This window comes from Rhizobium altiplani, from assembly GCF_001542405.1.
In the GTDB taxonomy this organism is placed as follows: domain Bacteria; phylum Pseudomonadota; class Alphaproteobacteria; order Rhizobiales; family Rhizobiaceae; genus Rhizobium; species Rhizobium altiplani.
Genome location: NZ_LNCD01000134.1, coordinates 1 through 13,142, shown reverse-complemented (window position 1 = coordinate 13,142; position 13,142 = coordinate 1). Strand labels below are relative to the sequence as shown.

At 61.7% G+C, this 13,142-nt stretch carries 8 protein-coding genes; 2 read left to right on the top strand and 6 right to left on the bottom strand.

Features of this window, described 5'->3' with window-relative positions; all coding sequences use genetic code 11:
* Nucleotides 1-115 precede the first annotated feature (115 nt).
* Nucleotides 116-2,434: a PAS domain-containing sensor histidine kinase gene (locus tag AS026_RS32395; protein WP_062374596.1), complete on the top strand. Its 2,319-nt coding sequence runs from the start codon at nucleotides 116-118 to the stop codon at nucleotides 2,432-2,434.
* Here the strand turns inward: AS026_RS32395 and AS026_RS32390 are convergent.
* From AS026_RS32390 to AS026_RS32375, 4 genes are all read right to left on the bottom strand, one after another.
* Nucleotides 2,431-5,388, bottom strand: a complete 2,958-nt coding sequence (locus AS026_RS32390; RefSeq protein WP_062374594.1) for a bifunctional [glutamine synthetase] adenylyltransferase/[glutamine synthetase]-adenylyl-L-tyrosine phosphorylase — start codon at nucleotides 5,386-5,388, stop codon at nucleotides 2,431-2,433. The genes AS026_RS32395 and AS026_RS32390 overlap by 4 nt on opposite strands.
* Nucleotides 5,389-5,505: 117 nt before the next feature.
* The gene (locus AS026_RS32385) at nucleotides 5,506-6,927 is read right to left on the bottom strand and encodes a sensor histidine kinase (RefSeq protein WP_062374593.1); all 1,422 of its coding nucleotides are present in this window, start codon (nucleotides 6,925-6,927) and stop codon (nucleotides 5,506-5,508) included.
* Nucleotides 6,924-7,601, bottom strand: a complete 678-nt coding sequence (locus AS026_RS32380) for a response regulator transcription factor (protein WP_192241547.1) — start codon at nucleotides 7,599-7,601, stop codon at nucleotides 6,924-6,926. The genes AS026_RS32385 and AS026_RS32380 overlap by 4 nt, the downstream gene beginning before the upstream one ends.
* Nucleotides 7,602-7,747: 146 nt before the next feature.
* The gene (locus AS026_RS32375) at nucleotides 7,748-9,319 is read right to left on the bottom strand and encodes a Do family serine endopeptidase (RefSeq protein ID WP_062374591.1); all 1,572 of its coding nucleotides are present in this window, start codon (nucleotides 9,317-9,319) and stop codon (nucleotides 7,748-7,750) included.
* A gap of 219 nt (nucleotides 9,320-9,538) precedes the next feature.
* Between AS026_RS32375 and AS026_RS32370 the strand changes: the two genes are divergently transcribed.
* Nucleotides 9,539-10,717, top strand: a complete 1,179-nt coding sequence (locus tag AS026_RS32370) for an MFS transporter (RefSeq protein WP_025659903.1) — start codon at nucleotides 9,539-9,541, stop codon at nucleotides 10,715-10,717.
* Nucleotides 10,718-10,719: 2 nt separating this feature from the next.
* Here AS026_RS32370 and AS026_RS32365 read toward each other — a convergent pair whose 3' ends face one another.
* Nucleotides 10,720-11,175, bottom strand: a complete 456-nt coding sequence (locus tag AS026_RS32365) for a cytochrome c-type biogenesis protein (protein ID WP_062374588.1) — start codon at nucleotides 11,173-11,175, stop codon at nucleotides 10,720-10,722.
* A partial coding sequence (locus AS026_RS32360) for a heme lyase CcmF/NrfE family subunit (RefSeq protein ID WP_245307705.1) occupies nucleotides 11,172-13,142 on the bottom strand: 1,971 nt, incomplete at its 5' end. The genes AS026_RS32365 and AS026_RS32360, both read right to left, overlap by 4 nt.

Here is a 13,142-nt window from a genome sequence, read left to right as displayed (position 1 = left end):
AATCGGTTAACAGATTTTTACCTTTTCCTCTGGACAAGGCGAATCACCAGTGATTCATTGAGTTAGGTTCGGGCGAGCGGCGCTGCGAATCACACGAGGGATCAAGGCTGAAGAGATGATGAACGTGCGGCGGGCAACCGCAGCCGAGGGACGGCTGCGTGTCGATTTCGACGGCCTCCTGGCCTGGCGGGACAGCTTTTCAGTCCGCCGCTCCGCCATGACTTCATCGTCTTCGCGCAGCCTGTCGCAGGTCGAAATCGTCCTGAAGCGAATTATTCCGATCCTGATCGTAGCCTTCCTTACGGTTGTAGCCGCGTCACACTTCTTTGGAATGGTCTCCGAATACGGGCGGACAGAAGCCGCTGCCCGTCATTCCACCGCGCTTGCCGCCGCGACCGCCGCCGCGGCCTTCGCCGAAGCCAACCGGATCTTCGAAACCGCGGATGCCGCGCAGGCGCAGGCTCGGCTGGCGCGCTTCCTTCCGCAGGACCGCCTGGATGACGATGCGTTCGTGCTGCTCGTGCAGCCAAGCGGCAAGGTGTTTGCCGCAACTGCGGCCGGCTCGGCTTACCTCGGCGCCAGCGTCGGCGATTTCTTCTCAGAGATCTCGGCGGTTCGCCGGTTCGGCGATCGCGCTGGCGTCATCGAGACAACAATCAGCGGGCTTCCGCACTACGCGGAAATCACGCTCATCGGCAACTCCGGCGGCTATGTCATCGCGGCAACGTCGTTGGAGCGGATCAGCAAGCTCTGGCGAGACGAGGTCACGCTGAACGTGACCCTCTTCGCAGGCATCTCCTCGATCCTGCTCGTCATCCTCTACGCCTACTATATGCAGGTGAAGCGCGCCCGCGATGCCGACGACACCTTTCTCGAGTCGAACCTTCGCGTCGAAACCGCGCTGTCGCGCGGGCGCTGTGGGCTCTGGGACTTCGATTTCGACCGCCGCGAATTTTACTGGTCGCGCTCGATGTACGAAATGCTTGGGCTTCCCGGCTCGGACCGGACGATGTGCTTCAGCGATGCCGCCCGCCTGATGCATCCGGATGACGGCGGCGTCTACGAAATCGCCCGGTCAATCGCTCGCGGTGATGCGGGCCAGGTCGACCAGATCTTCCGCATGCGGCATGCCGGCGGCCATTATGTCTGGATGCGGGCTCGCGCGCAGGTGATCCGCACCAATTCCGGCCGCGTCCACATGATCGGTATCGCGATGGACGTGACCGAGCAGCATCGCCTCGCCCAGCGCTATGCCGAGGCCGATCAGCGACTGGCCGACGCCATCGAATGCACATCGGAAGCCTTCGTGCTCTGGGACAAGAACGACCGCCTCGTCATGTGCAACGCGCACTTCCAGCAGGCGTACGGACTTCCCGATAGCGTCTTGGTCCCCGGCACCGAGCGCACAGTCGTCAATGCTGCCGCCGCGCGCCCCGTGATCGAACGCCGTATCGCAGACGCAGATGGCTCCGGTTATTCCCGCACAACCGAAGTACAGCTTGCCGACGAGCGCTGGCTGCAGATCAACGAGCGCCGTACGCGCGACGGCGGCATGGTTTCGGTCGGCACCGACATTACGCTGCTCAAGCGCAACCAGGAGCGCCTGCGCGACTCCGAACGCCGTCTCATGGCGACGATCGGAGACCTCTCCGCTTCCCGCCAGACGCTGGAAAGCCAGAAGGCGGCCCTTTCTGTCGCCAACTCCAACTACCTGCTCGAGAAGGAGCGCGCGGAAGGCGCCAACCGTGCGAAGAGCGAGTTCCTGGCAAACATGTCCCACGAACTTCGCACGCCGCTCAACGCAATCCTCGGTTTTTCGGAGATCCTGCAGGATCAGATGTTCGGTCCGCTCGGGTCGTCGAAGTACAACGAATATGCCCGCGACATTCACGACAGCGGCAAGCATCTCCTGAACGTCATCAGCGACATTCTCGACATGTCGAAGATCGAGGCCGGCCACATGAAGCTCGAGTGCGAGACGATCGATCTCGCGCCGCTCATCGAGGAAAGCCTTCGCTTCACAGCAATCCCGGCCGCCCAAAAGAACATCTTCGTCGAACAGCGCCTTTGCGATGGAATGCGGTTGACCGCCGATCGCCGTGCCATGAAGCAGATCCTGCTGAACCTGCTCTCCAACGCCGTGAAGTTCACCAACGAAGGCGGTCACATCGCCGTGCGCACGCGTCGTACCAGCAGCGGCGTCATGCTGACGATTGCCGACACCGGCATCGGCATCCCTCGCGCGGCGCTCGGCAAGATCGGCCAGCCTTTCGAACAGGTGCAAAACCAGTACGCGAAAAGCAAGGGAGGCTCTGGCCTCGGTCTCGCGATCTCGCGGTCGCTGACGATCCTTCAAGGCGGGAAAATGAAGATCCGTTCGCGCGAGGCGATCGGCACCGTCATTTCCCTGCACATCCCGAACGGCGACCGCTAAGTTTTCACAACTATCTGGAATACTTTCCTGATGGCTTTCGAGAGCCGTTTGATCTCTCCCTCAAGCGTCTTGATGTCAGGGCAATCGGCTGCACGGCAGACAAGATCAATGAGGCCCGCCGGCGCCTCCTTCGGCTCGAACAAGCCATCGATACATAGGCGGATGAGCTGTGAGATATCGGTATAGAGCGACAGTGTCGCTAGGCAGAGTTCCATATCATCACGGTCCATCAGCTCCGCGCCGACTAACTTCACCTGCCCTGCCGTATTGAAGTCGTCCTCCTCGATGGCGATGCCTTTGGTGGAGGCCACGAGCCGCAGATACTGCGCGATGAATTCGATGTCGATCAAGCCGCCCGGAATGAGCTTCAGGTCCCAGATGCTGGCCGGCGGTTTTTCCTGCTCAATCAGGGCCCGCATCTCCGACACGTCCTTGGCGATCTTCTCTGCGTCGGTCTTCGAACGAAGCACGTCTGCGATGATCCGCTCAGCCTCCTTGATCAATTCCTTGTCGCCGCACACGAGGCGGGCACGCGTCAGAGCCATATGCTCCCAGGTCCAGGCTTCCTCGCGCTGATACTTTTCGAAGGACTTGATGCGGGTGGCGACCGGCCCCTTGTTTCCCGAGGGCCTGAGGCGCATGTCGACCTCATAGAGCACGCCCTCCGCCATCGGCGCCGAGAGCGCCGAAATCAGCCGCTGGGTGATGCGGGTGAAATAGCGCGTCGAGTCCAGAGGCTTGGGGCCCGATGATTCGGCGGCTTCATCGTCGTAATCATAGAGCAGGATGATATCGATGTCGGAACCTGCAGTGAGTTCGAAGGTCCCAAGCTTACCCATACCGACCACAGCCACACGACCACCCGGAAAATCGCCATGTGCCGTCCTGATCTCCTTCATGACGGCATCGAGCACTGCCTCAAGGACGAGATCGGCCAGATGAGTGAAGGCGCGGCCGGCCATGGCGCCTCGGATCGCGCCGGTCAACAGCCGGATGCCGATGAGGAAGCGCTGTTCGTCCGCGAAGATGCGCAGTCGATCGAGCACCTCCTCATAGTCCCGCGCGGGCGCGAGAAAGCCGCGTATGCGTTCGGCGAGATAGGATCGCGTCGGTAATTCCGCCATCAGGCCGGGATCAAGCATGCCGTCGAACACATGCGGCTTGGCGGCAATGACCTCTGCCAGCTTCGGCGCCGAGGACATGATGTTGACGATGAGCGACAAAAGCGCCGGGTTGCTGCCAAGGAGCGAAAACAGCTGAATGCCGGAGGGCAGGCCGGAGAGAAAGCTGTCGAAGCGCAGGATCGCTTCGTCGGCGCGGTTGCTTTCCCCGAACACGCGCAGCAGCTCCGGTGTCAGTTCAGTCAGCCGTTCGCGTGCCTCCACGGATTGCGTCGCCTTGTAGCGACCGTAGTGCCATGTGCGGATAACGCGAGAAATGTCGGACGGGCGCTCGAAGCCGAGCTTGCGCAGCGTGTTCAGCGTATCGGGATCGTCGGCCTGACCGGTGAACACCAGATTGCCCGTTTCTGTTGAAAGCTTGGTCTCTTGTTCGAACAAGCGGGCATAGCGCCGCTCGACCGTCTTGAAGACCTCGACCAGGCGCGTGGCAAAACTCGGCGTGTCGTCGAACCCCATCATGAAGGCGATGCGCTTCAGATCGGTTTCGGTCTCGGGTAAAAGATGGGTTTGCTCGTCGTGCACCATCTGAATTCGATGCTCGACGTCGCGAAGGAACCAATAGGCCTCTGTCAGCTCGTCGCGCGTCTCCTCGTCGATCCATCTCGCTTTTGTCAGCTCCGCCAACGTCTCTTCGGTACCGCGGCAACGAAGTGCCGGCATCCGGCCGCCGGCGATCAGCTGCTGCGTTTGCGCGAAGAATTCGATCTCGCGGATGCCGCCACGACCGAGCTTTACGTTATGGCCCTTGACCGCGATTGCGCCATATCCCTTGTGCGCATGGATCTGCCGCTTGATGGAATGGATGTCGGCGATAGCAGCGTAGTCGAGATACTTGCGAAACACGAACGGAACCAGCCCGCGCAGGAACTGCTCGCCGGCTTGGATATCGCCAGCGACCGCCCGTGCCTTGATGAAAGCGGCACGTTCCCAGTTCTGCCCTCTGCCCTCATAATAGATCATTGCCGCATCGAACGAGATGGCAAGCGGCGTCGATCCCGGATCCGGCCGCAGCCGCAAGTCGGTGCGGAAGACGTATCCATCGGCGGTCCGTTCCTGCATGATCCTTACCAGCCGCCGCATCAGACGCGGAAAGATCTCGATCGCGTCATCACGATCTGCGACGATCCCCGCCTGTTCGTCAAAGAACACGACCAGATCGATATCCGATGAGTAATTGAGCTCCGATGCGCCGAGCTTGCCCATGCCAAGAACGATCAGCCCCGAGCCCTCACCGGGCGCGGTCACGTCCTTGAGCGTTACCTTGCCCCCATCGTGAGCAGCAAGCAGAAGGTGATCGATCGCCGCGCTGACGGATGCTTCTGCGAGCCGGCTCAACCAGGCGGTCGTCACGCGACCGTCGAAAATCCGGGCCAGATCCGCCAGGGCGACGAGGAAAGCGACCTTGCGCTTGATGATGCGCAGGCGGCTCATGACTTCCGCTTCGCTCGGCGCCTCGCCATTTGCTGCCGGCTTCCAGCAGGAACGCGCCTCCGCGATCAGCGCCTCGATGCGCGGTTCCAACGGCTCCGAAATCGCAGTTGCGACGATTGCCGTATCGATGTTGGCAATCTCGCGTAGATAGGGAGACAAGGTCAGTGCGGTTGTGATGAAGTCGCGAAGCGTGCCGTCCGCCTTGAGCATCTGCGCCACGGCAGGTTCGCTTTTGCCGATCTTCTGAAGATCCGTCTGGGCAAGCTTCAACTCGCTCTTGTTCAGCGGTTTCAGCAGCCCGTCGGCTACTTCCACAAGGCTATGCCTCGAACCCGTCAGCATGCACCCTCCCTGGCGAACAGAACCGAGAACCGCCGGGGAGAATCACACAACTTCCGGCAACTGGAATCTAACCTAGGGTCTGTGGCAGCGATGGCCAACACAGAATTCAATCAGTAGTCAACGTGTTCGCGGAGAGCTATTCACCGGAAAGATCATACTGACCGTGAGGCCGCGCTTTTCCTGATTTTGCGGATCGGTATCGGACAGTTCCAGCTTCCCGCAGTGCAGTTCCATCACCGCCTCGACCAAGGAGAGGCCAAGGCCGGTGCCGGGCTTGGAGCGGCTTTCATCCAGCCGCACGAAGCGCTTCAGCACATCCTCCCGCTTCTCGGCCGGGATACCCGACCCATGATCAGCGACTGAGAGACAAATGCCATCGGCCCGGCGGAGCAGCTTCAGCGCGATATCGCCGTGGCCCTCGGCATCCGAGGAATATTTGATGGCATTGTCGATGAGATTGAAAATCGCCTGGCCGATTAGCTCGCGGTTGCCCTGCACCTCGATATCCGGCTGGATCGATGATGTGAGCACCAACCCGGCTTCGTCGGCGACGGGTTCATAGAGTTCAGCGCTGTCTGCCACGATCGCCGAGAGGTCGACCGCCGACATTTCTGCGGCGACCGATCCCGCTTCGACGCGCGAGATCATCAGCAGTGCATTGAACGTACGGATCAGCTGATCGGACTCGGATATAATTCCCTCAAGCGCGACGCGTCGAACCTCGCCGTCCTTGGTGTCCAGTGCGTCGGCGGCCTTGTTGCGCAACCGCGTCAGCGGCGTCTTGAGGTCGTGCGCAATGTTGTCTGAGACCTGTCGCAATCCCTCGTTCAGCTTCTCTATCCGGCCGAGCATCGTATTGAGTGAAACAGACAGGCGATCGAACTCGTCGCCGGAACCGCCGACTGGAAGACGCTGCGAGAGGTCGCCAGCCATGATCTTCTTGCTGGCATCGGACATGCGGTCGATGCGTTTCAAGGCATTTCGACCGATGCCGAACCAGATGATGATCGCCCCGAGACCCATGATCGCGAGCGCGATCATCAGCGCCTGCCGGACCAGCCCGCGGAATGCCTCGGGCTCCCCGAGGTCGCGGCCGATCAGCAGACGCAACCCGTTGTCCAGCACGAAGATGTTGGCAACGGCCATGTGCCGGCGACTGATGCCGCTTTCCGCATAACGCTGATAGGTGAAGGGCATGGAGGTCCACCCCTCCTCATCGAGCACCCCGGGCTGCACAGATGCGACGTTGCCGGCGAGGATATCGCCCGAGGGACCGGCAATGATATAGAGATTGGCACCGGGCTGGCGCGCGCGACGCTCCATCGTCCGAAGAAGAAGGTTCATGCCGCCGGCATCATAGGCCCGCTGGACCTGATCGACTTCCTGCTGGACGGCTTCGCGGATCTGGTTGGTCAGAAGCCGCTCGGACATCGCGGTCACATAGAAGACCAACGTCGCGGCGCAGATGGCGAAGAGCAGGATGTAAAGTGCCGAGAGGCGGACTGCCGTAGACTTGAAGAGAAACCAGAAGCGGTTCATCCCTCGTCCTTGATCATATACCCCGCACCGCGAATGGTCTTGAGAAGCGGCTGGGCGAAGTCCTTCTCGATCTTCGACCGCAGTCGCGAAACATGAACGTCGATGACGTTGGTCTGAGGATCGAAGTGGTAGTCCCAGACGTTTTCGAGAAGCATCGTTCGGGTCACGACCTGACCGGCATTCTTCATCAAATATTCGAGGAGGCGGAATTCGCGCGGCTGCAGCGGTATTTCCTTGCCACCGCGTCGAACCTCATGCGCGAGCCGGTCCAGTTCAAGATCGCCGACGCGATAGACAACGTCCTGATCCGGCGTGCCCTTGCGGCGGCCAAGCACCTCGACACGAGCAAGAAGTTCACTGAAGGCATAAGGCTTCGGCAGATAGTCGTCACCACCCGCCCTGAGGCCTGTAACGCGGTCGTCCACCTGGCCGAGAGCGGAGAGAATGAGAACCGGCGTATGAATTCCCTTGCGGCGCAATTCGCTGATGACGGACAAACCGTCGCGGCGCGGCAACATGCGATCGATGACGATCACGTCATAGCTGTTTTCCGAGCCCATGAAGAGCCCGCTTTCGCCATCGCTCGCGTGATCGGCCACAATGCCAACCTCACGAAATGCCTTGGTGAGGTAGACCGCTGCTTCGAGATCGTCTTCGATAATGAGAATCTTCATGCGGTCGACATTACCTGCCGGCTGCGTTTCGGCAAGGCTCAAAGCTTCTTCCTGTTGCGAAGAGGTCATTGCGATCACCTACGGATATGGACGAAAGGGAGCCGCGCCCAGAAGGCGCGGCTCCCCCCTATGTCAGGGTTGGCGGATTAACCCTGGCCATTGATCGGAAGGGCGACGAAGCGGCTGCCTTCCTTCGACTGGATCTGGAAGAGTGCCCGCGTGCGGCCATCCTTCTTCGCCTGGTTCAGGACCTTGACGACATCATCAGCGTTAGAGACTTCCTGGTTGTTGACCGAGGTAATCTTTTCGCCTTCCTTGATGCCCTTGTCGGCCGCGTCGGAATCCGGGTCGATGCCGGTGATCTGCAGACCCTTGCCGTCTTCGGAAGGACCAACCGTCAAGCCCAGATCAGCCAGAGCCTTTTCGGAAGCAGGAGCCTGGCTTTCCGGTGCCTGATCGCCGTCGTCAGCGGAAGCATCCTTCTGTTCGGCGGGCAGCGTTCCGAGTTCGACCGTCAGAGACTGAGCCTTGCCGGCACGCCAGACGGAGAGCTCGACCTTCTTGCCGGGCGTCATGGCGCCGATACGGCGGCTGAGGTCGCGGGCATCCTTGACGGTTTCGCCGTTGACGGCGGTGACCACATCACCTGCCTTCATGCCAGCCTTTTCACCAGGCGTACCAGCCTGAGCGGAGACGACAAGCGCACCGCTCGCCTCGGAAAGGCCGAGTGAGTCGGCGATGTCCTTGGTGACGGGCTGGATCTGCACGCCGAGATAGCCGCGAGATACCTGGCCGTCCTTCATCAGGTCAGCAACGACATCCTTGGCCGTAGACGCCGGGATGGCAAACGCAATACCCACATTGCCGCCCGACGGAGAGAAGATCGCGGTGTTGATGCCGACGACTTCGCCACTGAGATTGAAGGTGGGGCCACCGGAGTTGCCGCGGTTCACAGCAGCGTCAACCTGCAGATAGTCGTCATACGGGCCGGAGCCGATGTCGCGGCCACGAGCCGAAACGATACCGGCCGTTACCGTACCACCGAGACCGAAGGGGTTACCGACAGCGACAACCCAGTCGCCGACGCGAACGCCGTTGTCATCGGCCCAGTTGACGTAGGTGAACTTGCGGCCCTTGCCATCAACCTTGAGGACGGCGAGGTCCGTACGGGGGTCCTTGCCGATCAGCTTGGCATCAAGCTCGGTGCCATCGTTCATGACCGCAACGAATGCCGCGCCGTCGGAAACGACGTGGTTGTTGGTGACGATGTAACCGTCTTCAGAAATGAAGAAGCCCGAGCCCTGGGCAACCGGACGCAGACGGCCCTTGCCATCCTGCGGGCCATGGTGACCCTGCGGACCACGACGGCCCTGCTGGCCCTGCGGACCTTGCTCACCGAACTGGCGGAAGAAAGGCTTCAGGGCATCCGGAAGATCGTCGAAGCCACGGCCATTAAAGTCGAAGGCGAAGCCGTTGCCCTCGTCATCGGCGACGGGGTTGACACGGTTTTCGACACGCACGGAAACAACTGCCGGCGAAACCGCATCGACGACGTTCGCGAAGCTAGGAACAGACGGGGCCTGAACCTTTACGGCTTCGGCATAAGAACGGGTGATTTCGAGGGGAATACCGGTCGCAAACACCGCAGCGGCAAGGCCGGCGACGGTCGAAGCCTTCAGCGCGGTATTGAGCGACGGAGCTTTGATATTCTTAAACATGAGTGCACCTTCTTTGACTTCAACATCTACAGGATCGGGATGACCAGATCGGGTGATGAAGCAAGATATAGGACGGCACACCTTACTGCGAACTGTCCGACCGATGAAAAATTCGTAATGTGCAATACGACGCGTTGCGATCCGTGCAGCAATCTCGCCCTCGACTAAGGCTCTGGGAGTCGATAAGCCTCCTTTCCACAACCGGAGGAGGACGAGACAATGGCCCATGTGGTCACGGGGGAGGATTTTGCGCCCGACACTGCCGCGCTGGCAGCCGTCATCTTCGGTGTCACCGCCTTCGCGGTTGCACAGGGACTGACCTACCCGCTGATTTCTCTGGTCCTCGAGCATCGTAACGTTGCGCCCAGCCTCATCGGCTTCAACGCCGGTTGCTTTGCGGCGGGCCTTGCTGTCGCAACGTTTGCGGTCACGTGGCTGTCGCGAAAAGTCCGCGGCGATCGCTTGATCGTCGCAGGCCTCATCGGCTGTGCCGTCAGCCTCTCCACTTTCGCAACATTCGACTCGTTCTGGGTGTGGTGCGTCGCCCGACTTTTTCTCGGATTCTTCGTCAGCCTGATTTTCATGTTGAGCGAGGCCTGGCTCAACACCGCCTGTCCCGACCGCCTGCGCGGGCGCGTTTCCGGTCTCTACGGCGCCGGCATGTGCGGTGGCTTTGCCGCGGGTCCGCTCGTGATCCCGATCTTCGGCACGGAGCAAGGCTTCGCCTTCGCCCTGCTTGCCGTCTACGTCGCCTGCGTCGCCTTCCTGACGATCATCCTCACCCGGAGAGCACGGACGCTTCCCGAGCAGGCCGCCTCGGGAGCGCTCTTCAAGTTTGTCAGAAGCGCACCGATGCTGATCTGCATGGTGGTCGCATTTGCATTCGCCGACATTGCCGCCATTGCGGCGATGCCCGTCTATTTCGTCCGGCTCGGTTATTCCGAGGCTTTCGCCGCCATCAGCGTTACGGTGCTCGCGCTGCCGACCGCGCTTGCCCAACCTGTCGTCGGCTGGCTGCTCGACAAGACCTCGCGCTTTGGCGTCGCCATCTGCTCCGGCCTGCTCGCCGGGCTGAGCTTCATCGCGATCCCGTTTCTTCAGTCGCAGGCGGCGATCCTGGTGATGTTCGGCATCATGGGCGCTGCTAGTTTTTCGCTCTACACCTGCGCCTTGACGATCCTCGGCGAGCGCTATGCCGGGGACACGCTTGTCGCGGGAAGTGCGGCCTTCGCCCTCGCCTACGCTGTCGGCAGCGCGGCGGGCTCGTCCTCGGTCGGCGCGATGATGGACGTCTATTCGCCATCGGCAGGACCTATTGCCGCCGGTAGTGTGGTGCTGGCATTCACGGGGGTGCTTGTCGCGTCTGTGGTGCGCCGCCGCCTCCACAGGCGGTCGTAGGATCACTCGTCGAGCAATTCTCTCAGGCGAGCCTGTTCTTCGGCTGTCAGCTTGGAGCCCGTCGGCCGGCCTACCCATTTCCGTGCGAAGACGATCAGCGAGAGGCCGCCTGCGACGGCGAGCAGGAGCGGCGCGCCCCACAGAAGGATCGTCTTCGTTTCGAAGCGCGGCTTCAACAGCACGAACTCGCCGTAGCGCGAGACGATGTAGTTCATTACCTGTTCGTTCGTATCGCCATTGGTCAACCGCTCGCGCACCAACAGGCGCAGGTCCTTCGCAAGCTCGGCATTGGAATCGTCGATCGACTGGTTCTGGCAGACCATGCAGCGCAGTTCGGCGGAGATCGCCCGGGCGCGCGCCTCGAGCGCCGGATCGGCAAGAACCTCGTCCGGATTGACGGCAAAGGCCGGCGCGGCCGACAGAACTATCGCTATCACCAGGAGCAGACGCCTCATCATTCGGCCGGCTCCATGGCAGGACGCAGCGGCTTTGCCCTGCGGTTCGGCGCCCCGACACGCAGGCGCCGGTCGCTCAGCGACACGAAGCCGCCGATCGCCATGATCACCGCGCCACCCCAGATGCAGAGAATGAAGGGCTTCCACCAGATGCGCACGACCATGCCACCGTCGTTCGTCGGATCGCCGAGCGACACATAGAGCTGGCTCAGCCCGAACGTCACGATGCCGGCTTCCGTCGTCGGCATCTGCCGCGCCGTGTAGATCCGCTTGGACGACCAGACATCGGCAACCTCGACGCCGCCGCGGCTGATGGTGAAGTGACCGCGCTCTTCGCTGTAGTTCGGTCCGGTCGCCGGCTTCATGCCGTCGAACCGCACGGCGTAGCCGCCGGCTTCCACGCTCTGGCCGGACTTCATCTCGATGACATGCTCGGTTTCGAAGGTGGTCACCGCGACGATGCCGAGGACGGCAACACCAAGCCCGGCATGCGCGAGCGCCGTGCCGAAGGCCGAGCGCGGCAGGCCGGCAAGGCGTCTCCAGGCGACGGAGGCCGCGACCTTGCCGACGCCGGCGCGATACCACAGATCGGCGATCGCGCCGAAGATCAGGAACAGCGCTCCAGCCAGCCCGAGCACGGCAAGCACGGGACCGCCGTGCTGGACATAGAAGAAGACCACCGCAACAACAAAAGCCAGGATCGCGACCAGATAGAGCCGCTGCAGAACAGCGAGCAGATCGCCGCGCTTCCAGGCGAGCAGCGGGCCAAAGGGAACGATGACCAGCAGCGGCGCCATCAGCAGGCCGAAGGTCATGTTGAAGAAGGGCGGCCCGACCGAGATCTTGTCACCGGTCAGCGTCTCCAAAAGCAGCGGATAGAGCGTGCCTGTCAGCACCGTGCCGCAGGCGACGGTGAGGATCAGGTTGTTGAGGACAAGCGCCCCTTCGCGCGAGATCGGCGCAAACAGGCCGCCGGCCGAGAGCTGCGGCGCACGGAAGGCAAAGAGCGACAGCGACCCGCCGATGAAGATCAGCAGAATGAACAGGACGAAGACGCCGCGGGTCGGATCGCTGGCAAAGGCGTGCACCGAGGTCAGAACCCCCGAGCGCACGAGGAACGTGCCCATCAGCGACAGCGAGAAGGTCAGGATGGCAAGCAGCACCGTCCAGATCTTCAGCGCCTCGCGCTTTTCCATGACGAGCGCCGAATGCAGCAGCGCGGTCCCGGCAAGCCAGGGCATGAAGGAGGCATTCTCGACCGGATCCCAGAACCACCAGCCGCCCCAGCCGAGCTCGTAATAGGCCCAGTAGGAGCCCATGGCGATGCCAAGCGTCAGGAACGTCCAGGCGGCCAGCGTCCAGGGCCGCACCCAGCGCGCCCAGGCGGCATCGATGCGGCCTTCGAGAAGGGCAGCCACGGCAAAGGAGAAACAGACGGAGAAGCCGACATAGCCGAGATAGAGCAGCGGCGGGTGGATCGCCAGACCGACGTCCTGCAGCACCGGGTTGAGGTCCTTCCCCTCGGCCGGAGCCGGATCCAGCCGCATGAAGGGATTGGAGGTCAGTAGGATGAACAGGATGAAGGCGACCGATATCCAGGCCTGCACGGCGAGCACGTTTGCCCGCAGCGTATCGGGCAAATTCCGTCCGAAGAGCGCGACCAGGGCGCTGAACAGCACCAGGATCAGCAGCCAGAGCATCATCGAGCCCTCGTGATTGCCCCAGACACCTGACAATTTGAACAGCAGCGGCACCAGCGAATGGGAGTTCTCCCAGACGTTGGCGACCGAAAAGTCGGAAACGACATGGGCGTAGGTCAGGACTCCGAAGGAGAACGCCACCAGCGCGAACATAGCCAGGGACCCGACGGAGGCCAGATCCATCATCGCACGGTCGAGGCGCCTTGCACCGATCACCGGCACGACGGAGACCACGAGCGCCGTCGCCAGCGCCAGGATCAGGGCATAGTG